The sequence below is a fragment of the Cellulomonas sp. JZ18 genome, from assembly GCF_009720485.1.
Taxonomy (GTDB): domain Bacteria; phylum Actinomycetota; class Actinomycetes; order Actinomycetales; family Cellulomonadaceae; genus Cellulomonas.
Window position 1 is genome coordinate 2,460,141 of sequence record NZ_CP045245.1, and the last position, 26,149, is coordinate 2,486,289.

General features: G+C 74.8%; 21 protein-coding genes and 1 pseudogene. All 22 read right to left on the bottom strand.

The window, feature by feature from the left end; genetic code table 11:
• Positions 1-113 precede the first annotated feature (113 nt).
• The 22 genes and pseudogenes from GC089_RS11135 to ileS all read right to left on the bottom strand — a co-directional run bounded on the left by GC089_RS11135 (position 114) and on the right by ileS (position 26,061).
• Positions 114-1,216: pseudogene (locus GC089_RS11135) on the bottom strand (amidohydrolase family protein).
• Positions 1,213-2,814 (bottom strand): signal recognition particle protein, encoded by a 1,602-nt coding sequence (gene ffh, locus GC089_RS11140; RefSeq protein WP_155377736.1) that lies wholly within the window; start codon positions 2,812-2,814, stop codon positions 1,213-1,215. Before ffh ends, GC089_RS11135 begins: the two are co-directional and overlap by 4 nt.
• Before the next feature lie 27 nt (positions 2,815-2,841).
• Positions 2,842-4,629, bottom strand: a complete 1,788-nt coding sequence (locus tag GC089_RS11145; RefSeq protein WP_155377737.1) for a [protein-PII] uridylyltransferase — start codon at positions 4,627-4,629, stop codon at positions 2,842-2,844.
• A 22-nt stretch (positions 4,630-4,651) separates the two neighbouring features.
• Positions 4,652-4,993, bottom strand: a complete 342-nt coding sequence (locus GC089_RS11150; RefSeq protein ID WP_136520431.1) for a P-II family nitrogen regulator — start codon at positions 4,991-4,993, stop codon at positions 4,652-4,654.
• Entirely contained in the window at positions 4,993-6,303 is a 1,311-nt protein-coding gene (locus GC089_RS11155) for an ammonium transporter (protein ID WP_155377738.1), read from the bottom strand. Before GC089_RS11155 ends, GC089_RS11150 begins: the two co-directional genes overlap by 1 nt.
• 234 nt (positions 6,304-6,537) lie before the next feature.
• The gene (ftsY, locus tag GC089_RS11160; RefSeq protein ID WP_155377739.1) at positions 6,538-7,761 is read right to left on the bottom strand and encodes a signal recognition particle-docking protein FtsY; all 1,224 of its coding nucleotides are present in this window, start codon (positions 7,759-7,761) and stop codon (positions 6,538-6,540) included.
• Between the two features lie 132 nt (positions 7,762-7,893).
• On the bottom strand, positions 7,894-8,214 hold the full coding sequence (locus tag GC089_RS11165) for a hypothetical protein (RefSeq protein ID WP_230684748.1): 321 nt from the start codon (positions 8,212-8,214) through the stop codon (positions 7,894-7,896).
• A gap of 142 nt (positions 8,215-8,356) precedes the next feature.
• Positions 8,357-11,917 carry a chromosome segregation protein SMC gene (gene smc, locus GC089_RS11170; protein ID WP_196250684.1) on the bottom strand — a complete coding sequence of 1,187 codons (3,561 nt, stop codon included), beginning with the start codon at positions 11,915-11,917 and terminating at the stop codon, positions 8,357-8,359.
• A gap of 86 nt (positions 11,918-12,003) precedes the next feature.
• Positions 12,004-12,438: a nucleoside-diphosphate kinase gene (gene ndk / locus GC089_RS11175; RefSeq protein WP_155377740.1), complete on the bottom strand. Its 435-nt coding sequence runs from the start codon at positions 12,436-12,438 to the stop codon at positions 12,004-12,006.
• Between the two features lie 64 nt (positions 12,439-12,502).
• Positions 12,503-13,084, bottom strand: coding sequence for a hypothetical protein (locus GC089_RS11180; RefSeq protein WP_155377741.1), 582 nt, complete (start codon positions 13,082-13,084; stop codon positions 12,503-12,505).
• 35 nt (positions 13,085-13,119) lie between these two features.
• Positions 13,120-13,665, bottom strand: a complete 546-nt coding sequence (locus GC089_RS11185; protein ID WP_155377742.1) for a hypothetical protein — start codon at positions 13,663-13,665, stop codon at positions 13,120-13,122.
• Positions 13,662-14,312 (bottom strand): LPXTG cell wall anchor domain-containing protein, encoded by a 651-nt coding sequence (locus GC089_RS11190; protein WP_155377743.1) that lies wholly within the window; start codon positions 14,310-14,312, stop codon positions 13,662-13,664. Before GC089_RS11190 ends, GC089_RS11185 begins: the two co-directional genes overlap by 4 nt.
• Entirely contained in the window at positions 14,309-14,863 is a 555-nt protein-coding gene (locus GC089_RS11195) for a signal peptidase I (RefSeq protein ID WP_155377744.1), read from the bottom strand. Before GC089_RS11195 ends, GC089_RS11190 begins: the two co-directional genes overlap by 4 nt.
• Positions 14,864-14,918: 55 nt before the next feature.
• On the bottom strand, positions 14,919-15,536 hold the full coding sequence (locus tag GC089_RS11200; protein WP_155377745.1) for a hypothetical protein: 618 nt from the start codon (positions 15,534-15,536) through the stop codon (positions 14,919-14,921).
• Between the two features lie 305 nt (positions 15,537-15,841).
• Complete coding sequence (locus tag GC089_RS11205; RefSeq protein WP_155377746.1) at positions 15,842-16,228, bottom strand: DUF4233 domain-containing protein; 387 nt, start codon at positions 16,226-16,228, stop codon at positions 15,842-15,844.
• A 9-nt stretch (positions 16,229-16,237) separates the two neighbouring features.
• Positions 16,238-17,965, bottom strand: coding sequence for an MDR family MFS transporter (locus GC089_RS11210; RefSeq protein ID WP_230684749.1), 1,728 nt, complete (start codon positions 17,963-17,965; stop codon positions 16,238-16,240).
• An 88-nt stretch (positions 17,966-18,053) separates the two neighbouring features.
• A complete protein-coding gene (locus GC089_RS11215; protein WP_230684750.1) occupies positions 18,054-18,689 on the bottom strand; it encodes a TetR/AcrR family transcriptional regulator in 636 nt (211 codons plus the stop codon).
• Between the two features lie 78 nt (positions 18,690-18,767).
• Positions 18,768-19,511, bottom strand: coding sequence for a dihydroxyacetone kinase phosphoryl donor subunit DhaM (gene dhaM / locus GC089_RS11220; protein WP_155377747.1), 744 nt, complete (start codon positions 19,509-19,511; stop codon positions 18,768-18,770).
• A 53-nt stretch (positions 19,512-19,564) separates the two neighbouring features.
• Positions 19,565-20,206 (bottom strand): dihydroxyacetone kinase subunit DhaL, encoded by a 642-nt coding sequence (gene dhaL / locus GC089_RS11225; protein ID WP_155377748.1) that lies wholly within the window; start codon positions 20,204-20,206, stop codon positions 19,565-19,567.
• 44 nt (positions 20,207-20,250) lie between these two features.
• Positions 20,251-21,246 carry a dihydroxyacetone kinase subunit DhaK gene (dhaK, locus tag GC089_RS11230; protein WP_155377749.1) on the bottom strand — a complete coding sequence of 332 codons (996 nt, stop codon included), beginning with the start codon at positions 21,244-21,246 and terminating at the stop codon, positions 20,251-20,253.
• A gap of 181 nt (positions 21,247-21,427) precedes the next feature.
• Complete coding sequence (locus GC089_RS11235) at positions 21,428-22,816, bottom strand: folylpolyglutamate synthase/dihydrofolate synthase family protein (RefSeq protein ID WP_155377750.1); 1,389 nt, start codon at positions 22,814-22,816, stop codon at positions 21,428-21,430.
• Positions 22,813-26,061, bottom strand: coding sequence for an isoleucine--tRNA ligase (ileS, locus tag GC089_RS11240; RefSeq protein ID WP_155377751.1), 3,249 nt, complete (start codon positions 26,059-26,061; stop codon positions 22,813-22,815). The genes GC089_RS11235 and ileS overlap by 4 nt, the downstream gene beginning before the upstream one ends.
• Positions 26,062-26,149: the final 88 nt, after the last annotated feature.

The window sequence follows — 26,149 nt, forward strand, 5'->3', positions numbered from 1 at the left end:
GCGCGCCGAGTACAGCCGACCATTGTGCCAGACATCGGGGCCCCGGTGAGCACGCGCCGTGCCGCGGTGCTCACAGAGCCGCACCCGCCCGGCGTCACCCGGCGACCGGTACGTCAGCGGTGGCGCACCCCGCGCAGGACGACGGCCGCCGGCGCGACCAGCGCGCGCACGTCCGCGCGCGGGTCCGCGTCGTAGACGACGACGTCGGCGCTGGCCCCCTCGGCGATGCCCTCCGCCCCGAGCCACGCGCGCGTGCGCCAGCTCGCGGCGGCGACGACGTCGCGGGCGGGGATCCCGGCCTCGACCATCTCGGCCGCCTCGTCCGCGATCCGGCCGTGGCCGATCGTGCCGCCCGCGTCGGTGCCGACGAGCACGCGGACACCCGCGTCGTGCAGGTCGCGCACGTGCTGCAGCCGCCGCGTGTGCATCCGCCGCATCCGCGCCGCGAAGCGCGGGTAGCGGGCCTCCCCTGCGCGGCGATCGCCTCGAACTGCGCGACCTGGAGCAGCGTCGCGGTCACGGGGACCCCGGCGGCGGCGATGCGCTCGACCTGGTCGGGGGTGGCACCCGTCGCGTGCTCGAGGCAGTCGACGCCCGCGGCGAGCAGCGGGTCGAGCGCCTCCGTCGAGAACGTGTGGGCCGTCACGCGCGCCCCGGCCTCGTGCGCGGCGGCCACGGCGGCGGCCAGCACGTCGTCCGGCCACAACGGGCGCAGGTCGCCGTCGGGTCCGAGGTCGCGGTCGATCCAGTCGGCGACGAGCTTGACCCAGCCGTCACCGCGCGCGGCCTCCTCGCGCACCGCCGCCGGCAGCTCCTCGACCGCGACGAGCTCGCGGCCGTAGTGCCGCAGGTACCGCTTGGGCCGCGCGAGGTGGCGGCCGGCGCGGATCAGCCGGGGCAGGTCGGCGCGTGCGTGCACCCAGCCGGTGTCGGCGGGCGACCCCGCGTCGCGCACGAGCAGGACGCCCGAGTCGCGGTCCGCGAGGGCCTGCCGCTCGGCCGTCGCCGCGTCCACGGCGCCGTCCGACGCGAGGCCGATGTGGCAGTGCACGTCGACGAGACCGGGCAGCACCCACCCCTCGAGCACGGCGTCCGGCACGCCCGCGGGACGTTCGAGGGTCAGCCGGTCGCCGACGACCCACGCCTCACCGACCTCGTGCTCGTCCCCGAGCACGACGGTCCCCCGCAGGTGCGTGACGCCCACGCCGGCGCTCAGCGGCCGCCGAAGAGCTTGTCGAGCCCGGCCGGCAGCTGCAGGTCCGCGGGGTCCGGCGCCTGCGCCGCACGGCCGCCGATCCCGAACGCCGAGCCGGCCGGGGCCTGCCCGGCGGCGCGTGCCGCGGCGGCCTTCTCCTGCTCCGCGCGCTTCGCCGGGTTGCCGGAGCGGGCACCCTTCGCACGCTTGGCCGGCGCCTGCTTGCCCCGCGACTTCTTGCCGCCCATGCCCGGCAGGTTCCCCATGCCCGGGGGCATGCCCGGCATGCCGCCGCCCTTGGCCATCTGGCGCATCATCTTCTTCGCGCCCTCGAACCGCTCGAGCAGCTGGTTGATCTCGCTCGGGGTGGTCCCGGAGCCGCGGGCGATGCGTGCACGGCGGGAGCCGTTGATGATCTTCGGGTTCTGCCGCTCGCCGGGGGTCATCGAGCGGATCATCGCCTCGATGCGGTCCACCTCGCGCTCGTCGAAGTTCTCCAGCGCCTCGCGCATCTGCCCCATGCCGGGCAGCATCCCGAACATCTTCTTGATCGAGCCCATGTTGCGCAGCTGCTGCATCTGCACGAGGAAGTCCTCGAGCGTGAAGTCCTCGCCGCCGACGAGCTTGCCGGCCATCTTCTCGGCCTGGTCGGCGTCGAACGCCTTCTCGGCCTGCTCGATGAGGGTGAGCACGTCACCCATGTCGAGGATGCGCGACGCCATGCGGTCGGGGTGGAAGACCTCGAAGTCGGTGAGCTTCTCACCCGTCGAGGCGAACATGATCGGCCGGCCCGTCACGCTCGCGATCGACAGCGCGGCACCACCGCGCGCGTCGCCGTCGAGCTTGGACAGCACGACGCCCGTGAAGCCGACGCCGTCCTGGAACGCCTGCGCCGTGGTGACGGCGTCCTGGCCGATCATCGCGTCGACGACGAAGAGGACCTCGTCCGGCTGCACGGCGTCGCGGATGTCGGCGGCCTGCCGCATGAGCTCGGCGTCGACGCCGAGACGACCCGCGGTGTCGACGATGAGGACGTCGTGCTGGCGCCGGCGCGCCTCCTCCAGGCCCGAGCGGGCGACGGAGACGGGGTCGGCACCGGCCGGCAGGACGTCGTCCGCCCCCTGGTTGCCCGGGTGCGGCGCGTGCACCGGCACGCCCGCGCGCTCGCCGACGACCTGCAGCTGCGTGACGGCGTTCGGACGCTGGAGGTCCGCCGCGACGAGCATCGGGGTGTGCCCCGAGCCCTTGAGCCACTGCGCGAGCTTGCCCGCGAGCGTCGTCTTGCCCGCACCCTGCAGACCGGCGAGCAGGATCACCGTCGGCGGCTGCTTGGCGAAGACCAGGGTCCGCGTCTGCCCGCCGAGGATCGCCACCAGCTCGTCGTTGACGATCTTGACGACCTGCTGCGCGGGGTTCAGCGCGCGCGAGACCTCGGCGGACAGCGCGCGCTCGCGCACCGCACCGGTGAACTGGCGGACGACCGGCACGGCCACGTCGGCGTCGAGGAGGGCACGACGGATCTCACGGATCGTCGCGTCGATGTCCGCCTCCGAGAGCCTGCCCTTCGAGCGCAGGTTCTTGAAGGTCGACGTGAGACGGTCGGAGAGGGTGGCGAACACCGGACCTCGCTGCGGGAAGCGGACGGGCTACGGACGGTCCAGGGTACCTGCCAGGGCGCGCAGACCCCGGGCGGTGAGGTCGTCGACGAGCCGCTCCCGCCACGCGGTCCACGCCGCGGGGCCGGCCGCGGACGCGTCCGCCTCGGTCAGCGCGCGCAGGAGCACGAGCAGGTCGGCTCGGTGGTCGACGGCGTCGAGGAGGCGCGTGAGCGTCGCGGGGTCGTCCGGGTCCGCACCGGTCGCGAGCTCGGCCAGCGTGAGGTGCTCACGCACCAGGCGCGCCACGTCGGCCGCGACCCGCGGCCCGAACCCCATCCGCTCCACGACGGGACCGGCCAGGCGCGCACCCTCGACGGAGTGGTCCCCGGCGCCGGCGCGCTTGCCGATGTCGTGCAGCAGCGCGGCGAGCAGCAGCGTGTCCGGCGCCTCGACCGCCCGGCGGTCCCGCCCCGCCCTCGCGACCGTCTCCACGAGGTGCCGGTCGACGGTGTGCCGGTGGACCGGCGAGCGCTGCGGCCGGTTGCGCACGCCCGCCCACTCGGGGATCCACGTCGTGACGACCCCGGCGAGGTCCAGCGCCTCCCACACGGGCACCTGCGCGGGCCCGGAGGCCAGCAGGTGCAGCAGGTGCGCACGCGCGGCGCGCGGCCACGGCACCGGCAGCGGCGGCGTCGCCTCCAGGCTCGCGACCGTGACGGGCGACAGGACGAGGCCCGTGCGCGCCGCCGTCGCCGCGGCGCGCAACGACAGCACGGGGTCGTCGGCCGGACGCGCGTCCACGCCGAGCACCAGCTCCCCGTCGTGCTCGACCAGCCCTTCCGCGATCTGGCGCAGCCGCGGCGGCGTGCGCCGGCCCCGCACGAGCACGGGCCGGCGCGCCGGGCGCTGCAGCGCCTGCCGGGCGTTGCGGGCGGTGGTGTCGAGCGCGTACGAGATGACCCGCCCCGCCTCGGCCACCGACGCGAGCAGGTCGTCCCGGTCGTCGAACCCGACGAGCGCGGCGACCTCGTCCTGGTCGACGAGCAGCAGCCGGTTGGTGTGCCGGCGCGTCACCACCTGCACGGCGTCGCGGACGTCGAGCAGGTGCGCGTACGCGTGGTCGACCGCGCCGTGCGGCCGGTCCGTCAGCCACGTCGCCGCCAGCGCGGACAGCACGACGGCGTCCCGGATGCCGCCGCGCGCCTCCTTGAGGTCCGGCTCGAGCAGGTAGGCCAGCTCGCCGTGCCGCTCGGCGCGCTGCCGGGTGGACGCCAGGAGCTCGGGCAGGCGCCGGCGCGCGGCCGAGCGCCAGTCCGCCAGCAGCGCCGACCGGGCCCGCGCGACGACGACGCCGTCCCCCGCGACCGGCTGCAGCTCGAGCAGCCCCACCGCCGCCGGCAGGTCCTTCGACGCGACCTGCCGGCACTGCGCGAGCGAGCGCACCGCGTGGTCCAGGTCGAGGTTCGCGTCCCAGATGGGGTACCACAGGCGCTGCGCGAGCGCCGCGATCTCGTCGGGGCCGTGCCCGCGCCCCTCGTGCACGAGCAGCAGGTCGAGGTCCGACACGGGGCTCGCGTCACCACGGCCGACGCTCCCGACGACGCCGAGCGCGACCCCGGGCACGTCCCGCCCCTCGGTGACCTCGTCCCAGAGCCGGGCGAGCGCCCCCACCACGAGGTCCGCGACGGCGCGCCGACGGGCGACCCCGTCCGTGCCCGGTCCCGTCATCCGTGCGGCGGTCGTGAGCCGGGCGGCACGCAGGTCCCGCACCCCGAGCGGGTGCGGGACCTGCGGCGACCCGGCGGCGCCCGTCGCGGGCGGCCGTCCCGTCGTCATGTGCTGTGCGCGACCGTCCTGCTCAGAGGGCGTCGTCGCCGTGCTCACCGGTGCGGACGCGGGCCACGTCCTCGACCGGCACGACCCAGACCTTGCCGTCACCGATCTTGCCGGTCTGCGCCGCACGGACGATGACCTCGGTGACCGCCGCCGCGTCGCCGTCCGCGACGAGGACGTCGATCTTCACCTTCGGCACCAGGTCCACCGTGTACTCCGCACCGCGGTACACCTCGGTGTGGCCGCGCTGGCGGCCGTAGCCGCTCGCCTCGCTGACCGTCAGACCGCGGACACCCGCGGCCTCGAGGGCCGACTTCACGTCGTCCAGCCGATGCGGCTGGATGACCGCCGTCACGAGCTTCGTCATCACTTCACCTCCGTCACGACGCGGGCACCCGCGCCCAGCGACTCGTACGCCGTCTCGCCGTGGACCGTCAGGTCGAGACCGGACACCTCCTGCTCGTCGGACGCCCGCAGGCCGATCGTCGCCTTGAGGACCAGCGCGATGACGAGCGTGGCCAGACCGCTGAAGAGCATGGCCAGGACGGCGACGACGATCTGCGTGCCGAGCTGGCCCGCGCCGCCACCGTAGAACAGGCCGTTGGCCGCGCCCTCGGGGTACCAGGTCGCGTCCGTGTTCGTCGAGAACAGGCCGATGAGGACCGTGCCGACGAGGCCGCCGACGAGGTGGACCCCGACCACGTCGAGGGAGTCGTCGTAGCCGAACTTGTACTTCAGGCCGACGGCCAGGGCGCACAGGACACCCGCGACGAGGCCGATCGCGATCGCGCCCCACGTGTCGACCGCCGCGGCGGCCGGGGTGATGGCGACGAGGCCGGCGACGACGCCCGACGCCGCACCCAGCGACGTGGCGTGGCCGTCACGGATCTTCTCCGTGCCGATCCAGGCGAGCAGCGCGACCGCCGTGGCGACCGTCGTGTTGACCCAGGCGCGGCCGGCCGTACCGTCCGCGGCGAACTCCGAGCCGGCGTTGAAGCCGAACCAGCCGAACCACAGCAGCGCGGCGCCGAGCATGACGAACGGCAGGTTGTGCGGCCGCATCGGCTCACGGCCGAAGCCCTTGCGCTTGCCGAGGACGATCGCCAGCACGAGGCCCGCGACACCGGCGTTGATGTGCACGACCGTGCCACCCGCGAAGTCGATCGGGACGGGCAGCGCGTCGATGAGGAACCAGCCGCCGCCGAGCAGGCCGCCGCCCCAGACCATGTGCGCGAGCGGCAGGTAGACGACCGTCACCCACAGGCCCGCGAACACCAGCCAGGCGCCGAACTTCATGCGGTCCGCGACGGCGCCCGAGATCAGCGCGACGGTGATGACCGCGAACGTGAGCTGGAAGCCGGCGGCGACCAGGAACGGCACTCCGGTCCCGGCCATCAGGCTCTCGTCGTCCGTGGCGCCCTGCAGGCCGAGGAAGTCGGTCGGGTTGCCGATGAACCCGCCGATGTCGCTGCCGAAGGCCGCCGAGTACCCGTACACGACCCAGATGAGCGAGACGAGGCCGAGGGCCCCGAAGCTCATCATCATCATGTTGAGCACGCTCTTGCCGCGGACCATGCCGCCGTAGAAGAACGCCAGCGCGGGCGTCATCAGGAACACCAGGGAAGCGGCGAAGATGATGAACGCCGTGTTCCCGCTGTCCAGGACGAATTCTTCCATCGAGATCGCCTCTCCCCTCGCCAGCCGGGGGTGGCTGGTCGGCGACAACGGTCGCGGAGAGGCGTTTCACCGGCGCACGCGCGCGGTTTCCGGGACGTGACATGCGGCCCGGCGGTGTGAACATCGTGTTTCCACCCGGGCGATCGTCCAGCACTCGGGACGGCGCACCGCGCGGGTGCGCGTGCGCGGCGCGGGCACCGGCGGACCGGCACCCGCGCCGCGCGCCGGGCGGGGTCAGTCCCCCAGCAGGCCGTCCACGAACGCCTCGGGGTCGAACGGCGCGAGGTCGTCCGGCCCCTCGCCGAGGCCGACGAGCTTGACCGGGACGCCGAGCTCGCGCTGCACCGCGACGACGATGCCGCCTCGGGCGGTGCCGTCGAGCTTGGTCAGGACGATGCCCGTCACCCCCGCGACCTCGCCGAAGACGCGCGCCTGCTGCAGCCCGTTCTGCCCCGTGGTCGCGTCGAGGACGAGCAGGACCTCCGACAGCGGCACGTCACGGCTCAGCACGCGGGTGATCTTGCCCAGCTCGTCCATAAGGCCGGCCTTGTTCTGCAGGCGCCCGGCGGTGTCGACCAGGACGACGTCCGCACGCTCCTGGCGGCCCGTGCGCAGCGCGTCGAACGCCACCGAGGCCGGGTCCGCGCCGTCCCGGTCCGACCGGACGGTGCGCACCCCGACCCGCGAGCCCCACGTCTCGAGCTGGTCGGCGGCCGCGGCGCGGAACGTGTCCGCCGCACCGAGCACGACCGTGCGCCCGTCCGCGACCAGCACGCGCGCCAGCTTGCCCACGGTCGTCGTCTTGCCGGTGCCGTTGACGCCCACGACCAGCACCACGGCGGGCACCGGCTCGCCGTCCGCGGTCGTGACGGGCGCGGTGCGCAGGGACCGGTCCAGGCTCGGGTCGACCAGCGCGAGCAGCTGCTCGCGCAGGACCGCACGCACCTGCACGGGGTCCGAGTGCCCCTCGACCCGCACGCGCGTGCGCAGCGCCTGCATGATCTCGTCGGTCGGGCCGGCCCCGACGTCCGCCAGCAGGAGGGTCTCCTCCAGCTCGTCCCAGTCGTCCTCCGTGAGCTGGTCGCGCGAGAGGACCGACAGCAGGCGGGTGCCCAGCGGGGAGCCCGAGCGGGCGAGCCGCTCGCGCAGGCGGCGCAGCCGCCCGGCGGTGGGCGCCGGCGTCTCCAGCGGCGGGGCGACGAGGTCCTCGACGGAGATGTCCTCGACGGTGGCGCCCTCCACCGCGCCGCTCGTGCCGTCGACCGCGACGTCCGGCGGCACGACCGGCGTCGGGACCACCGGACGGTCGACGACGTCGGTGGCCGTGCGCGTCGCGTCGGGCCGCGCGTCCGGGCGCTGGTCGCCGCCGCGGCGCCGCCGCACGAGCAGCGCCGCGGCCGCGCCGGCCACCAGCACGGGGGCGCCGACGAGGTAGGGCAGGAGGTCGTTGAGGTCCACGCGGACAGTCTGTCCGCACGGCGGCGCCCGCCGCGACCGGGTGCGGCGTGAGCGGGGCCACGCACCTGCCCGCGCACGCCCGCGCGGGCGGCGGGAGCACCCGCCGCCCGCGACGGGGCGTGCGCCGCCGGGTCAGGCGCCCCGGCGCACCCGCAGCGTCTGGGCGACCCGGTGCAGGTCGTCCGTGAGCTCGTCGACGTCGACGTAGCCGTCGCCGGCCTGGACGTTCGCCCGCAGGAAGTCGGCGAGCGACACGTCCTGCGGCTCGACCGCCAGGGCGGCGGCCAGCGCGTCGTCGGTGTCCGGCGAGCGACGCGCGCGCAGGCCACGACGGAACGCCTGCCAGGGGGACTCGACACCGCCCGGCGCGTCATCGCTGCTCACGCGGGCGAGCAGCAGCACCGCGACGGCGGCGAGCAGCACGAGGAGGACCACGAGAACCACGACGATCATGGGACCAATGGTCCGCCGCCCCGGCGGGCGTCGCACGCCTGCCGCACCGTGGCGTCCACCACTCCACACGACCTTCACAGCGCGTGCGGAGGGTGCGTGCGAGGGGCGCACGTGGGGCGGCGGCCGTCCCGGCGCGCGGCCCTCAGGCCGGCTGCTCCTCGCGCATCCGCTGGCTGATGACGGTCGTCACCCCGTCGCCGCGCATGGTGACCCCGTAGAGCGCGTCGGCGATCTCCATCGTGCGCTTCTGGTGCGTGACGACGATGAGCTGCGAGTCGCGCTGGAGCTCGCGGAAGATCTCCAGCAGCCGGCCCAGGTTCGCGTCGTCGAGCGCCGCCTCGACCTCGTCCATGACGTAGAACGGGCTCGGCCGGGCCTTGAAGATCGCGACGAGCAGCGCGACGGCCGTGAGCGACCGCTCGCCGCCGGACAGCAGCGACAGTCGCTTGACCTTCTTGCCCGCAGGCCGGGCCTCGACCTCGATGCCGGTCGTCAGCATGTCGTCCGGGTCGGTGAGCACGAGGCGGCCCTCGCCGCCGGGGAACAGGCGCGGGAAGACGTCGTCGAAGGCCGCCGCCGTGTCCCGGTACGCCTCCGCGAAGACGCGCTCCACGCGCTCGTCGATCTCCTTGACGATCTCGAGCAGGTCCGCGCGGGACTTCTTGAGGTCCGCGAGCTGCTCCGTGAGGAACCGGTGCCGCTCCTCCAGCGCGGCGAACTCCTCGAGCGCGAGCGGGTTGACCCGGCCCAGCTGGGCGAGCCCGCGCTCGGCGGCCCGCAGCCGCTTCTCCTGCTCCGCGCGCACGTAGGGCACCGCCGTCGGCGCGCCGGACTCCGGCTCCGCGCCGGGGGGCAGCACGACCGGCACGTCCCGGTGCGGGCCGAACTCCTCGACGAGGACGTCGGGGTCCAGGCCCAGGTCCTCGACGGAGCGGGTCTCGAGCTGCTCGATGCGCAGGCGCTGCTGCGTCCGCGCGACCTCGTCGCGGTGCGCGACGTCGGTCAGCTCGGCCAGCTCGCGGGCGAGGACGTCGACGCGGCCGCGCACGTCCGCGATGCGGCGCTCCCGCTCGGCACGCGCGGCCTCCGCCGCGTCGCGCTCGTCGGCTGCACGCTGCAGCGCCCGCTCGAGCAGGGCCGTGGCGCGCACCGCGCCGGTGTGCACGGCTGACGCGACCGCCGCCTGCCGACGGCGCTCCCGCTCGCGCGCCGCGGCCCGCTCACGCGCGGCCCGCTCGGCGGCTGCCGCCCGCTCGAGCCCCTCGGCGCGGCCGGCCAGCGCCCGCGCGCGCTCCTCGCTCGTGCGCAGCGTCAGCCGCGCCTCGGTCTCGCGCGAGCGCGCCGCCGTCGCCGCGGCGGCGGCCCCGTCCCGGCGCGTCGTCGCCGCCGCGATCTCCGCCTCGGTGTCCTCGGGCTGCTGCTCGGCGGCCGCGAGGCGCTGCGTGAGCTCGGCGAGCGCGGCGTGGTCCTCCGCCAGCCGGCTGTCCGCCGCCTCGAGCGACCGCTCCACCCGCTCCGCCTCGGCGCGGGCCGCCCGGGCCGCGGAGCCGAGCTGACCCAGCTGCTCCGCGACGGCCGCGAGCGCGGCGTCGGACTCGTTGAGCCGGTCCAGCGCGGCGTCGACGGCGTCCTGGGCGGCGCCGCGCTCCTCACGGGCGGCGGCGAGCTCGAAGCGCAGCCGCTCGGCCGTCGCGGCAGCCCGTGCGCCCGTCTCACGGGCGGTCTCGAGCGCCGCCTGCAGGTGCAGGGCGGACGGCGCGGACGCGGAGCCGCCCGACGCCCGGAAGCGGGACAGGACGTCACCCGTGCGCGTGGCGACGACGAGGTGGGGGTGCGCGGCGACGAGGGGACGCGCGGCGGCGAGGTCGTCCACGACGACGACGTCCGCGAGCAGCGCGTGCACGGCGTCGCGGACGGACGCGGGCGCCTGGACCAGGTCGACCGCGCGGTCGACGCCGTCCGGCAGCGGCACGGCGGGCGCCGTGTCCGCCCCCGCGACGAGCAGCGCCGCCCGGCCCGCGTCCTCGGTGCGCAGGTGCCGGATCGCGTCGACCGCGGCGTCGACCGACTCGACCGCGACGGCGTCGGCGAGGGCGCCGAGCGCGGCGACGACCGCCTCCTCGTCCCGCGGCTCGACCTGGAGCAGCGCCGCGACCGAACCGACCACACCGGGCAGGTCGTCGGCGGCGAGCAGCGCACCGGCGCCGTCCTTGCGGCTCAGCGACATCTCGAGCGTCTCCGCCCGCGAGGCCTGCTGGTCGCGCTCGCGCTCCGCCGCGCGCAGGGCCTCCTCGAGGGCCGCGACCCGGGCGACCGCCTCGTCGAGCGCCTCGGCGGCGGCCTCGTGCGCGGCGTCGAGCCCCTCCTCCCCCTCCTCCACGCCGGCGACCTGGGTCTCGAGGGCCGCGAACCGGGTCGTCGCGTCGCGAGCACGCTCCTCCGCCGCCGCGAGGGACTCGCGCAGCCGCCCGATCTCGGCCTCGGTCGCCTCGACGCGGCTGCGGCGGGCGGCGACCTGCCCCGCCAGACGCGCCACGCCCTCGCGCCGGTCCGCCGCGGCGCGCTGCAGGTCCGCGAGCGCCCGCTCCGCCGCCGTCGCGGCAGCCTCGGCCGCCTGGCGGTCGTCGGTCGCGGCGGCCACCGCGGCGCGCGCCGACGCCACCTCCGTCGCCAGCTCCTGCTCGGCCGCCCGCACGCGCGCCGCCTGCGCCTCCAGGTCGGCGGGGTCCTGCCCGGGCGCACGCTCGGCCGCCGCGGCGCCGAGCAGGCGGGCACGGTCGGCGGCGAGCGACGCCGTGCCGCGCAGGCGCTCGCGCAGCGACGACAGCCGGTACCAGACGTCGCTCGCCTCGCTCACGGCCGGCGCCGCCTCGGCCGCCTCCCGCTCCAGGGCCGCCAGCTCCTCGCGGGCGACGGTCAGCCGCGCCTCGACGTCCTCGCGGCGGGTGCGCAGCGCGGACTCGTCGGCGATCTCCTGCTCGAGCTGGGCGCGCAGCTGGGCGAGGTCGTCCGCCAGCAGCCGCGCACGGGCGTCGCGCAGGTCCGCCTGCACGACCGCGGCCTTGCGCGCGACCTCCGCCTGCCGGCCCAGCGGCCCGAGCTGCCGGCGGATCTCCGCCGTGAGGTCCGCCAGACGCGTGAGGTTGCCCTGCATCGCGTCGAGCTTGCGCAGCGCCTTCTCCTTGCGCTTGCGGTGCTTGAGGACGCCCGCCGCCTCCTCGATGAAGCCACGTCGCTCCTCAGGCGTCGCACGCAGCACGGCGTCGAGCTGCCCCTGCCCGACGATGACGTGCATCTCGCGTCCCAGGCCCGAGTCGCTCAGCAGGTCCTGGATGTCGAGCAGCCGGCAGGGTCGGCCGTTGATCGCGTACTCGGAGCCGCCGTTGCGGAACAGCGTCCGGGAGATCGTCACCTCGGAGTACTCGATCGGCAGCGCGCCGTCGCTGTTGTCGATCGTGAGCGAGACCTCGGCCCGGCCGAGCGGCGGACGGCCCGACGTGCCGGCGAAGATGACGTCCTCCATCTTCCCGCCGCGCAGCGACTTGGCGCCCTGCTCCCCCATCACCCACGCCAGCGCGTCCACGACGTTCGACTTGCCGGAGCCGTTCGGCCCGACGACGCAGGTGATGCCCGGCTCGAGGCTCAGCGTCGTCGCGGAGGCGAACGACTTGAACCCGCGCAGGGTCAGGGTCTTCAGGTGCACGGGCTGAGCCTAGGCAACGCGGGCCCGCGCACGACGACGCCCCGCCCGGGCGGCGGCGAGCCGGGGGCGGGGCGTCGGGACGCGCGTCAGAGGTGCGGGAACCAGAGGGCGATCTCGCGAGCGGCGGACTCCTCGCCGTCCGAGCCGTGCACGATGTTCTCGATCAGCTTGGTGCCCCAGTCGCGGGCGAGGTCGCCGCGGATGGTGCCGGGGGCCGCGACGGTCGGGTCGGTCGCGCCCGCGAGCGAGCGGAAGCCCTCGATCACGCGGTGCCCCTCGACGACAGCGGCGAGCACGGGGCCCGACCGCATGAAGTCGATGAGCGCCTGGACGAACGGCTTGCCGGCGTGCTCGGCGTAGTGCTCGGCGAGGAGCGCCTCGTCGGCCTGGCGCAGCTCGACGGCGACGAGCGTGTAGCCCTTCGCCTCGATGCGGCGCAGGACCTCGCCGACGTGCCCGCGCCGGACGCCGTCGGGCTTGACCAGGACGAGGGTGCGCTGCGGGAGGGGTGCGTCTGCCATGGCGGTAACCCTAGCGGGGGACGTCCGCCAGGGGCCGGTCGTGCCCCAGCCGCTCGCCTGTACCTCACGGCTGGCAGAGCACAGGGCCCTGCACGTTCTGGCCTGCCGCCGTCCGGATTCGGATCTGCACCATCGTGCTGCCCGCACCGAGCGTTCCGCTCACCTCGGGCAGCGCGGCGCACCGAGACGAGACGCTGCTCACGCCCTGCCCGTCGGTCTGGAACCCCACGAGCTCGGCGCCGGTCCACGACCACCAGTCCGGCTGCCCGCCCACGGGTAGACGGGCGGTGAAGTCGACGTAGTAGCCGACCGGCACCGGCTCCTGGACCTCGCTGCCTGCGTTGATGCCGATCGTGACTTGGCTCTGGTACTCCTGCCAGTACACGTTGCCCCACTGGGCGCCGTCCGGGTAGAGGGACAGGTTGAGGTGCATGGTGCAGGTGTGCTCGGGCGCGACCTGATGCGTCGTGGCATCGCGTACGACGCACTCGTGAACGAGCTGGGGTGGCTGCGGCGTGGCGGTCCAGGTGCCCAGGCTGACGTCGGTGCGCACGTTCACGTCATCCGTCCACGCGGCGGACGTGCCGGTCGTGACGCGCGAGGCCGCGACCAGTCCTGCGACCAGCAGGCCGAGGACGACGAGCATCGCCCAGACAGGGCGAGTGCGGGGCCGGAGGCGAGTCATGCGGTGCTCCCAAGGACGACGATCTCGAGGCCGGTCAGCACCTGGCCCGCGCAGTCGCCGGGTGTGGCGTCGGGTGCGACACGGAAGGTCACGGTGGTGGTGGTGACGGCCGGTGCGGCGGGGCCGTCCGGGCCGGCCGGCAGCTGGTTCGTCGGCAGCGAGCCGAGCTCGACGTCGACGCACGCGCCGCCGAGGCCGGCGCTGTCGGTCACCCACTGCAGCCGCAGCGGGACGGTCGAGGCGTTCCAGAGGTGGAGGGTCCGCGTGACCGGGGCGTCGGGTGTCAGGCCGGTGACCGCGTCGAGCACGACCGCGGTCGCGCCGTCGTCCCCCGGCACGTACGTCACCCCGTCCGTCGACCCGCGCAGGTCGACCGCGGTGGCCGCGGAGGCCGAGGCGGAGAACCACGCATCGTCGGTCCAGGCGGCGCTCGTGCTCGCGACGCCGGCCCCCGTGGCGAGCCCGAGCCCGAGCACGGCGGCCACGGCGGGCAGCCGGCGACGGCGCACGGTGCGTCCGTCCTCGTCCGCGGTCGTGCTCACGGTTCCCTCCTCGGGAAATGGTGGGGCGTCGGCAGGACCGGTGAGGGGTCGTCGTCCGCGGGCTCGGGCGTCGTCGTCTCGTCGTCGCGCCGGCGGCGCCGGGCAGCCACGAGCAGGAGGAGCCCCACGAGCGCGGCCGCGAGCGCGGCCAGCAGTAGTGGCAGGGCGTCGGCGCCGGTGAGCGCCAGCGGACCTCGAGACCCGCGCTGCCCGACCTCCGGTCCGGTGGTGGCGTCGGCGACCACGAGGTGGCCGTCGAGGCTGTAGGTCGCGCCGGGCGCGATGTCGTCGAGCGCCCTGACCCGAACCGTGAGGTCGTAGTCGCCCGCGGCGACCCGGACCCCGACCGCGTCGGGCGTGACCGGGACGCGCTCGCCCGTCGCACGCGACGAGAGCCACGCGTCCCACTCGACACCCGTGCCCGGGCGCAGGGCTGTGGTCGTCACCTCGGTGACGACCGCGTCGCGGCTGAGCCGCAGCCCCCAGGCGTGGCTGTCCACCGACCCGGGCAGCAACCCCGTGAAGGTGGCCCGCAGGGGCGCGGTGCGCGTCGAGGCGGTGGCACTCCCGCCGCCGACCAGCAGGGAGACGAGGGCGAGGACGACCGCGAGCACGAGGCTCGAGGCCGCGCCCCGGCGCGCGCTCACGACCGCACCTCCTCCGGCACGGACCCCTGCCCCTCCGGCACCACGACCGCCGACGCTGCCTGCGGCGTCGTCGGCGGCAGGAGGCTGAGGCCCAGTAGTGCGGCGAGCGCGACGCCGAACGGGATCGCGACGGACGGCTGCGTCACGCGCGCGAGGACGTCGCCGCCCCCGCTGACCTGGGCGACCGGCTGCCACACGCGGTCGCCGACCACGTACGTGCCCCCGTCGGGCGACACGTTCGCGTCGCCCTTCATGCGCACGTCCCAGCGCCCGTCGCCCGACGGCTCCACGGAGACGACCCGGTGCGACACCAGCCGCCCGGTGTGCTCGTCCCTGATCGTCGCGACGTCGCCCACCTGCAGCTCGTCGGTGGGCGTCGGCACGGCGAGCAGGAGGTCGCCGGTCATGATCCGCGGCTCCATGGATCCGGAGATCACGACGAGCGGCTTGACCAGCCCGAGTGCGCTCGCGGCCCACACGAGGACCGACAGCACGCCGACGGCCGCGACGGCCCAGACCGCCGCGCTGCCGACAGCCTTCAGGATCCGCATCTCCGCTCCCCAGGTCACGGGGGGCCGGCGCGCGCGCCGGCCCCCGCGTCGTCGGTCAGTTGGTGACCGTGCCGGTGAAGGTCACGGTCATGTCACCGGTCGCACCGAAGTAGCCGGTGTCGGCGTTGGTCCAGTGGGGTGCGGCCAGACGCAGGACCACGGTGGTGCCGGCGTCCGGCGCGAGGGGGCCGACGGTCTGGGAGTCGCTGGTCCCCGGCAGTGGCTCCGTGCCGGCCGAGTTGAGCAGGGACACCTCGACCGGCTTGGGGCCGTCGAAGAGCCCGCCCGCGGTCTGCTTCGCGAACGTGCCGGTGACGCTCAGCGGCAGCTCGCCGTCGTTGTGCAGGTACAGCGTGACGTCGCGCGTCTCCCCGGGCACGAAGCCGGCCAGCTGGTTCGCGGGGACGGAGATGTTCACCGCACCGGACACGTCGTCCGCCTCGACGAGCTTGTCGGCGGACAGACCCCCGAGCAGCTCGATGTCCCCACCGTCGACGGCGCTCGCGGACGCAGTGAACCAGGCGTCGTCCGTCCACGCGGCGGAGGTCAGCGCCGCGCCGATGCCCAGGAGGGCGACGCCGGCCAGGGAGTACTTCGCGATCGCGGCCTTCCGACGCTTGCGCTCGTCGCGCTCGGTGGTCGAGGTGACGTCGGGGGACGGCGTGGTGGTCATGGTCAGCTCCTCGCTCCGCTCACCCGACCGGGCGCTTGTGCTGGCGGCCGGGTCTGTGCATCAACAGGTACGGAACCAGGGTGCGCCGCCCTTCTCGGGCACGATTGGGCCGTTGGACCTACGTCCAGGACACCCGTCCAGATGACCTGCGAGGACGCGTCCTCGATCCGTCACGCATCCGCGTCACTTTCACCCGCTGCGCGCGCCGGGCGGGGACCCGCGAACGCCGAAGAGCCCTGACGGCCCGGTCCGGGAGGACCGCCGTCAGGGCTCTGCCGGGCTTCCGGCGCGGTGCGAACGGGGCGTCAGCCGGCCGGGTGGGCCGCGTCGTACTCCGCCCGCTCGCGGTCGATCCGCCCGCCGAGGCGCAGCGAGACGACCCACAGCACGACGAAGACGCCGCCGATCACGAACATCATCGGGACGAGCACGCCGAACCCGAGGACGGCCAGCTGGGCGACCGTCCCCGCGACGTAGCCGCCCGGGCGGCCGACGTAGCCGGCGAGCAGCAGGAGCACGAGGGCGGTCACGCCGCCGAGGGTCCACACGGTGGCGGGCGGGGCGACCCGCAGCCCGTAGGCCACGAGCGTCGCGAAGAACACCAGGAGCGCCTCGAGGATCAGCGTCATCTGGGTGAACTGCGGCTTCGCGGGCCGCTTGCGACCGCCCCGGCCGCCACCGTGCATGCTCATCGGACCAGGCTAGCCGCGCGCGCCGGGCGCCCCGGCCGTGGCCCGGTCGTCCTCGTCGGGACCGGCGAGGGCGTCGGCCGACGGGTCGTCGCCCTCGGCCTCCGCAGAACCGGGCACGGCCACGTCCGGCTCGCCCGCCTGCGTCGCCCGGGACGGGTCCGCGACGGCCTCGCCGCGGGCGACCATGCCGGCCACGTCGGAGAGCGCGACCTCGCGGAGGAACAGCGCGAGCACGAAGCCGACCACGACGAGCGGGATGAAGTACCAGAACGACGAGGACAGGCTGTCGGCGTAGGCGTCGATCACGCCGGTCCGGAACGGCTCCGGCAGCTGCTGCACGGCGTCCGGCGTGAGGCCCGACGCCTCGCCGGCGCCCGCACCCTGCGGCACGTCCGCGAAGACGTCGGTGACCTGGTCGACGAGGCGGCTGGTGAACATGGTGCTGAACACCGCGACGCCGACCGCGGCGCCGATCTCGCGGAAGAAGTTGTTCGCGGACGTCGCCGTGCCGAGCTCGTGCGGGTCCACGGCGTTCTGCACGGCCAGGACGATCGTCTGCATGACGAGGCCCATCCCGGCGCCGAGCACGAAGATCATCGCGCCGAACAGCCACATCGACATGTCGCCCGTGATGCGCGTGAGCCACACCATGCCGACGGTCGTGATCGCGAGGCCGACGACGGGGAAGACCTTGTAGCGCCCCGTCCTCGTGATCGCGATGCCGGAGCCGATCGCGGTGAGCATGACGCCCGCCATCATCGGCAGCAGCAGGTAGCCGGACTGCGTGACGCCGACGCCGGTGGACATCTGCAGGAACGTCGGCAGGAACGCGAGCGCGGAGAACATGCCCATGCCGAGGATGAACCCGATCGTCGTGGCGATCGTGAACGTCGGGTTGCGGAACAGGCGCAGCGGCAGGATCGGGTCGGACGCCTTGGCCTCGGCGAGCACGAACAGCGCGATCGACGCGAGCGTCCCGACCACGAGCGCGAGCAGGCCCGGGTCGGACCAGTCGTAGCCGCGCTGCCCGCTCCAGCTCTCCCAGCTCGTCGCGAGCACGAGGCCCGAGGTCCCGAGGACGACGAAGAGGATGCCCGCGACGTCGATGCGGCGGCCCGAGCGGTGCGTCGGGAGCTTGAGGGCGAACCACGCGACGGCGAACGCCGCGGCGCCGATCGGGATGTTGATCCAGAAGCACCAGCGCCAGTCGGCGTGCTCGGTGAACAGGCCGCCGAGGAGCGGGCCGACGACGGCCGCGATGCCGAACAGCGCACCCATCGGGCCCATGTACTTGCCGCGGTCCTTGGCGGGCACGATGTCCGCGATGATCGCCTGCGACAGGATCATCAGGCCGCCGCCGCCGAGGCCCTGGACCCCGCGGCCGACGACGAGCCACCCGAACGAGCCCGCGAAGCCCGCGACCGCGGAACCGAGGGTGAACAGCGCGATCGCGACGAGGAACGGCCAGCGCCGGCCCCACAGGTCGCCGAACTTGCCGTACAGGGGCATGACGATCGCGATGGCCAGGATGTAGGCGGTCACGACCCAGCCCTGGTGCTCGACGCCGTCGAGCTCCCCGACGATCGTCGGCATCGCCGTGCCGACGATGGACTGGTCGAGCGACGACAGGAACATCGACGCCATGAGGGCGCCGAAGATGAGCCACACGGTGCGTGGCGTCAGCACGACGAGCGGCGCGTCGTCCGCGCGGCCCGGTGCGGTGGCGGTGCCGGCCATGGGGGGTGCCTCGTCCTTCTGGTGGTGGGTGGTGGTCGGTCACGGCGACGCTGCCGGGTCTCGGGCGCGGGGGCGTCCCCCGCTCCGTTCAGGCGGTGACGATGGCGCGCAGGTCGGCGAGGACGTCGCGGGCGTGGCCCGCCGGGTCGCCGTCGCCGCCGGCGGCCTCCCAGCGCACGAACGTGCTGTGCACGAGCACGAGCACGAGCCCTGCGACGGTGTCCGCCAGGTGTGGGGAGGCCGCGCCGAGCCGGGCGCGGACCACCTCGAGCAGACGGTCCTTCTGCTGGTCCATCCAGGCGACGTGGTGGGCCATGAGACGCGGGTGCTCGGCCGCGAGCTCGATGGCGCGGTGCATGCGCTCGTGCCCGAGCGGCGGGTCCTCGAGCACGGGCGCGAGGAGCGCGAAGAGGTCCTCGAGCAGGTGCCCCGTCGGGCCGCCGGCCACGAACGCGGCGGCCGCGCCCTCGTCGAGGGCCCACGGCGCGTGCCCGAGCACCGCGTCGTCCTTCGTCGGGAAGTAGTTGAAGAACGTCCGCGGCGAGACGCCCGCCTCCGCGCAGACCATCTCGACGGTCACGCCGTCCAGGCCGTGCTCACGGACCAGCCGGTGCGTCGCGTCGACGAGCGCCACGCGACGCTGTGCCTTCTTGCGCTCCCGCAGCCCGCCCACCACGGCCGCCGGGTCGGCGGCCGCGTCAGGAGCGGGCTGAGGGGTCGTCACACCCGCATCATGCACTCGCTGCAAGTTTGCAGTCAATGCATATTTGCAGCGGATGCACCGTGAGGGGCCCGGGAGCGGCTACTCCTCCCCGAACCCGTCCTCGACGGCGCTGACGAAGCGCTGCACCGCCGCGGCGGCCTGCGGCCCCTCACCGACCACCTCGAGCCGTGCGCCCTGCCCCGCGCCGAGCTTCATCAGCTCCAGGACGCTCGCCCCGTTGGCGCCGTTGACGCGCACCCGCGCGTCGTACCCCGCCAGGGCCCGCGCGAGCACCGCGGCGGGCCGGGCGTGCAGGCCGAGCCGGTTGCGCACCACCGCCGACGCGCGCACCACCCCGTCCGCGTCGGTGACGGGCGCGCCGTCGCTCCCGGCCACGCCGTCGCGGGCGGCCGCGTCGGCGCCCCCCGGGGTGAACCCCGCGAAGGTGCCGCCCGCGTCGTGCGCCGAGGCCAGCACGGCCTCGAGGTCGCCCCCGCCGTGCGCCGTGACCCCCGCGGCCACGGCACCCTCGACGAACGGCGCGTCGGCGAGCCGCACCCGCTCCGCGAGGTCGGGGTCGACGGCCTCGAGCACGGACTCGGTCGTCATGACGGCGGAGCCCAGGTCGGTCAGCACCACCACGGCACGACCGTCGGCCGCCGCGTCGTGCACCGCCGCCTCGACGCGGTCGAAGCTCGTGCCGATCCCGCCGTTGTCGAGCCCGCCGGCCGGGACGATGCGGACCCCGGGCGCCATCTGCGCGGCGACCTCGGCCGTCCCCTCCGCGAGCGCACGCGAGTGCGACACCAGCACGAGCGCGACCCGCGCCCACCGCTCCCCCATCGACCGTCCCTCTCCTCGCCCGTCGCGTGCGCCCCGCACGCGCCCTGCACCCCTCAGCCGGCCGCGGCGGCGGCGTCCGCCGCGGCCGCCAGGATGAGCTCGCTCGACCGCGCCCCGGGGTCCAGGTGCCCCGCGGAGCGCTCGCCGAGGTAGCTCGCGCGGCCCTTCGTCGCGACCAGCGGCACGGTCGCCTCCGCGCCCTCGTGCGCGGCGCGGGCGGCCGAGGCGAGCACCTCCGAGGGCGGCGCGCCGTGGTCCGCCGCCTCGACCGCGGCGGCGACCGCCGGGGTCCACGCGTCGACCATGGTCTTCTCACCCGGGCCCGCCTTGCCCCGCGTCACGACGCCGTCGAGCGCGGCCTCCAGCAGCGCGACGACGCCCCCGCTGTCCAGCGTGGTCGTCGCCGTGGCCTTGGACGCACGCAGGTACGCGGTGCCGTACAGCGGCCCGGCGGCGCCGCCCACCGTCGACATGAGCGTCGTCGCGACGAGCCGCAGCACGTCGCCGATCTGCGCCGGCGGCTCCTCGAGCGCGTCGAGCTTGGCCAGGACGGCGGCGAAGCCCCGGCGGAGGTTCTCCCCGTGGTCACCGTCGCCGATGAGCCGGTCGAGCTCGACGAGCTCGTCCCGGTGCTCCGTCACGGTGGCCGCCGACCGGCGTACCCAGTCGACCGCCCACGCCACGTCCAGCGTCATCGGCTCTCCTCCTCAGGCGTCCGCGCCCACGGCGCCGCTCGCCGTCACCAGCGCAGTGCGGCGGTGTGCACGGGGGCGTCCCAGAGCGCGGTCAGCTCGTCGTCCAGACGCAGGACGGTGACCGACGCACCCTGCATCTCCAGCGAAGTCACGTAGTTGCCGACGAGCGAGCGGGTCACCTCGACCCCGCGCTCGGAGAGCAACGCGCGTGCCCGACGATAGACGACGTACAGCTCCGAGGCGGGCGTGCCGCCCATGCCGTTCACGAGCAGCAGCACCTGCTCGCCCCCGCGCAGGCCCAGGTCCTCGACGACGGGGGTGAGCAGCATCTCGGTGATCTCGTCCGCGCTCGCCAGGGGGACCCGCCGGCGCCCCGGCTCGCCGTGGATGCCGATGCCGACCTCGATCTCGTCCTCGGGCAGGTCGAAGCTCGGGCGGCCCGCGTGCGGGACCGTGCACGCCGTGAGCGCGACCCCCATGGACCGCACGTTCGCCACGACGCGCTCGGCCACGGCCGCGACCGCGTCGAGGTCGTCGCCGCGCTCGGCGGCGGCGCCGGCGATCTTCTCCACCGCCACGGTTCCGGCGACGCCGCGGCGGCCGGCCGTGTACAGGGAGTCCTCGACGGCGACGTCGTCGTTCACGAGCACCGAGCGGACCGTGATGCCGTCGGCCTCCGCCAGCTCGGCCGCGGTCTCGAAGTTGAGGACGTCCCCGGTGTAGTTCTTCACGATCGTCAGGACGCCCGCACCACCGTCCGCCGCCGCGATCGCGGGCGCGACCTGGTCCGGGGTCGGCGACGTGAACATCGCGCCGGGCACGGCCGCGTCGAGCATCCCGACGCCGACGAAGCCGCCGTGCAGCGGCTCGTGCCCGCTGCCCCCGCCGCTGACCAGCCCGACCTTGCCGGGGACGGCGCCGCCGGTGCGCGTGAGGAACAGCGGGTCGCGGTGCACCCGCACGAGGTCGGCGTGTGCGAGGCCGAAGCCCTCGACCGACTCGACGACGACGTCCTGCGGGTCGTTGATGAGCTTCTTCACTCGCGTCCTCCTGGCTCGGGCCGCCGCACACGACGTGCGGGGGCGGCGTCGTCCCCGCACAGCCCACCTTCGGTGGCACCCCGTCGCCGGTCAAGACGACGCGGCGGGACGGGGCGCGCCTCCTGCGCGTCGCCGCACCGGCGCGGCGGTGTCCCGCGCCGGTACGGTGCGCCCACGCCCGTCAGTCGCGGCCGAGCAGGACGCGCGCCTCCGCGACGAGCAGGATCGAGCCGGTGACCAGCACGCCGGCGCCGCGCTCCACCTCCCCCTCGGCCCGCTGCACCGCGATGTCGACCGCGTCGGGCAGGCGCGGCGCGACGTGCACGCGGTCCTCCCCGAACACCTCGACGGCGATCTCCGCGAGGTCGTCCACGTCGAGGGCCCGCTCGGACGTCGCCTGCGTGACGACGACCTCGTCGAGGACCGGCTCGAGGATCGACAGCATCGCCTCCGGGTCCTTGTCCGCCATGACGCCGACGACGCCGACGAGCCGCTGGAACGCGAACGCCTCCTCGACGGCCGCGACGAGCGCCTCGGTGCCCGCGGGGTTGTGCGCGCCGTCGACGAGCACGGTCGGGCTCGACCGGACGACCTCGAGCCGGCCCGGCGACGAGACGTCGGCGAACGCGGTGCCCACGACGTCGCCGTCGAGCGCGGCGCCGCCGGTGAGCAGCGCCTCGGTCGCGACCAGTGCGAGCAGCGCGTTGTGCGCCTGGTGCTCGCCGTGCAGCGGCACGAACACGTCCGTGTAGACGCCGCCCATGCCGCGCAGCGCCACGAGCTGCCCACCGACGGCGACCTGCCGCTCGACGACCGCGACGTCGACGTTCTCGCGCACGACGCGGGCACCGCGCTCGGCGGCCGCCGCGAGGACGACGCCCTCGACGTCCTCCTGCTGCTGCGCGAGCACGAGCGTCGCGCCGTCCTTGACGATGCCAACCTTCTCCGACGCGATCTCCACCAGGGAGTGCCCGAGGTAGCGCTCGTGGTCCATCGCGACGGGCGTGATGACCGCGACCTCGGCGTCGAGCACGTTGGTCGCGTCCCAGCGCCCGCCCATGCCGACCTCGACGACCGCGACGTCGACCGGCGCGTCCGCGAACGCGGCGTAGGCCATGACGACGAACACCTCGAAGAACGACAGGCGGGGCTCGCCGCGCTCGGCCGACTGCGTGTCGACCATGTGCACGTACGGCGCGACGTCCTGCCACACCTCCACGAAGCGCTCGTCGCTGATCGGCTCGCCGTCGATCGCGATGCGCTCGGTCACGCGGGTCAGGTGCGGGCTGGTGAAGCGGCCCGTGCGCAGGCCGTGCTCGCGCAGCAGCCGCTCGACCATGCGCGCGGTCGACGTCTTGCCGTTCGTGCCGGTCAGGTGCACGGACCGGAACGCGCGCTGCGGGTCGCCCAGCAGCTCGAGCACGGCCCGGACGCGGCCCAGCTCGGGGTCGATGTCGTGCTCGGGCGCCCGGGACAGGATCGCCCGGTAGACCTCGTCCGCGGCCTCGCGGGCCGCGCGCGCCTGCTCGTCGCGGCGGTGGTCGGCCCCGCCGGGGCGTGCCGCGCTCACGCCTGCTCCCCCGCCCGCACGACGGACACCTCGAGCGCGCCGTCGCCGGCGACCACCGACAGGCCCGTCGCGAGCGTCTCCGCCGCGACGAACTCCCGGTGCGCCTCCACCGCGGCGAGCTGGTCGGCCGGCACGGTCAGCGTGAGGTCGATCCGGTCCGCCACGTGCAGGCCCGCCGCCTTGCGGGCGTCCTGCACGGCGCGCACGACGTCGCGCGCGTAGCCCTCGGCACGCAGGGCGTCGTCGAGCGCGAGGTCGAGGACCACGAAGGCGCCGCCCGGCAGGACGGTCGCCGCGACCGTGGCGTCCCCGCCCTCGCCGCCGGCGACCACGGTCGTCAGCTCGTACTCGGCGGGCTCGAGAGCCACGTCGCCGTCGTCGGTCGTCACCACGACCGTGTCCCCGTCCTGCCGCCACGCCCCGGCGCGGGCGGCCTTGATGACCGCCTGCACGCCGCGCCCCAGGCGCGGACCGGCGGCCCGGGCGTTGACCGCGAGGCGCTGCGTGATGCCGAAGCCCTCGGCCGTGGCGAGGTCCGCCGTCACGGTGTCGACGTGCTTGACGTTGAGCTCCGCGGCCAGCAGGTCGGTGTACGGCGCGAGCGCCGCCGGGTCCGCGACGGCCACCGTGAGGCGGCGCAGCGGCTGGCGGACGCGCACCTGGTGCGCCTTGCGCAGGCCGAGCGCGGCCGACACGACCGCGCGGACCTCGTCCATGGCGGTCACGAGCGCGTCGTCGCGGACGAGCGCCTCGTCGGCCGTCGGCCAGTCCGTCAGGTGCACGCTGCGCTCGCCCGTCAGGCCGCGCCACACCTCCTCCGTCACCAGCGGCGCGAGCGGCGCCATGACGCGCGTGAGGCGCTCGAGCGCGGTCCACAGCGTGTCGAACGCGTCGGCGTCCTCCGACCAGAACCGGTCGCGCTGCGTGCGCACGTACCAGTTCGTGAGCACGTCGAGGTGCTCCCGGACCGACTCGCACGCGGCGGGGATGTCGTACTCCTCGAGCTGGACGGTGACGCGCTCGGCCAGCAGAGCCGTGCGGGCCAGCAGGTAGCGGTCCATGGGCGCCAGGCCGGCGGCGCGCGCCGCGTCGACCGGGCGCGCGGTGTACCCGCGGCCCTCGTCCGCGGCGCCCGCGTACAGCGTGAAGAAGTAGTACGTGCTCCACAGCGGCAGCAGCACCTGGCGCACGCCGTCGCGGATGCCGTCCTCGGTCACGACGAGGTTGCCGCCGCGCAGGATCGAGGACGACATGAGGTTCCAGCGCACGGCGTCCGACCCGTACCGGTCCCACATCTCGGCCGGGTCCGGGAAGTTGCGCAGCGACTTGCTGGCCTTGCGGCCGTCGTCGCCGAGCACGATGCCGTGGCACATGACGTTGCGGAACGCGGCGCGGTCGAAGATCGCCGTCGCGAGCACGTGCAGCGTGTAGAACCAGCCGCGCGTCTGCCCGATGTACTCGACGATGAAGTCACCCGGGTAGTGGTCCTCGAACCAGTCGCGGTTCTCGAACGGGTAGTGCACCTGCGCGAACGGCATCGAGCCCGAGTCGAACCACACGTCGAGGACGTCCGGGATGCGGCGCATCGTCGACGCGCCCGTCGGGTCGTCCGGGTTCGGGCGCGTGAGGTCGTCGACGTACGGCCGGTGCAGGTCCGGCTCGCCGCGGTCGTTCGTCGGGACGCGGCCGAAGTCCGCCTCGATCTCGGCGAACGAGCCGTACACGTCCACGCGCGGGTACGCGGGGTCGTCGCTCACCCACACCGGGATGGGCGTGCCCCAGTACCGGTTGCGGCTGATCGACCAGTCGCGCGCGTTCTCGAGCCACTTGCCGAACTGGCCCTCCTGGATGTGCCCCGGGATCCAGGTGATGCCCTTGTTCAGCTCGACCATGCGGTCCTTGAACGCCGACACCCGCACGAACCACGAGGACACGGCCTTGTAGATGAGCGGGTTCCGGCACCGCCAGCAGTGCGGGTAGGCGTGCTCGTACGTCTCGTGCCGCACGAGGGCCGGGCGCACGTCGGCCGCGGCTCGCGCGAACGGCCCGGTGCCGGCCTTGAGGTCGGCGATGATCTGCTTGTTCGCCTCGAACACCTGCACGCCGGCGTAGTCGGGCACGAGGCTCGTGAAGCGGCCCTTGGAGTCGACCGGGACGACCGGCGGGATGCCCGCGGCGTCGCACGCGGCCATGTCGTCCTCGCCGAAGGCGGGCGCCATGTGCACGACGCCGGTGCCGTCCTCGGTGGTGACGAAGTCGCCGGAGAGCACCTGGTGGGCGTTCTCGTGCCCGAGGAAGAAGTCGAACGGCGGCGTGTAGCGGCGCCCCACGAGGTCGGTGCCCGTCAGACGTGCCACCACCGTTGGCTCCTCGCCGAGCTCGCGGGCGTAGGCGGCCAGGCGCGAGGCGGCCAGCACGACGCGCTCGCCCGGGTGCGTCCCGGCGAACGGCGAGCCCTCCTGCGGCTCGACGACGACGTACTCGATCTCCGGGCCGACCGCGACGGCGAGGTTGGACGGCAGGGTCCACGGCGTCGTCGTCCAGATCAGCAGCAGCTCGCCGGAGTCCAGGCGGAACCCGACCGTGAGCGCGGGGTCCTGGCGCGACGCGTACACGTCGTCGTCCATGCGCAGCTCGTGGTTGCTCAGCGGCGTCTCGTCGCGCCAGCAGTACGGCAGGACGCGGTAGCCCTCGTAGGCCAGGCCCTTGTCGTAGAGCTGCTTGAACGCCCAGATCACCGACTCCATGAACGTCGGGTCGAGCGTCTTGTAGTCGTGCTCGAAGTCGACCCAGCGCGCCTGGCGGGTGACGTAGTCCTGCCACTCCTGCGTGTACTGCAGCACCGACGTGCGGCACGCCTCGTTGAACGCGGCGATGCCCATCTCGTCGATCTGCGACTTGTCGGTGATCCCGAGGACGCGCTCGGCCTCGAGCTCGGCGGGCAGGCCGTGCGTGTCCCAGCCGAACCGGCGCTCGACACGCTTGCCGCGCATCGTCTGGAACCGGGGCACGACGTCCTTGGCGTACCCGGTGAGCAGGTGGCCGTAGTGCGGCAGCCCGTTGGCGAACGGCGGCCCGTCGTAGAAGACGTACTCGTTCGCCCCGTTCTCGCCCGCCGGACGCTGGTCGACCGACGCCTGGAACGTGCCGTCGGCGTCCCAGTGGGCCAGGACGTCGCGCTCGAGCGCGGGCAGGTCCGGCGACGCGGGGACGGGGGTGTCGGGGCGGTGCAGCGGGTACGCCACGGGCGGTGCTCCTGGTCTCGCGCACGACGGTGCGGAACTGACGGACCACGAGGACGACGACACCCGGACGACCCGGACGGCACCGCGG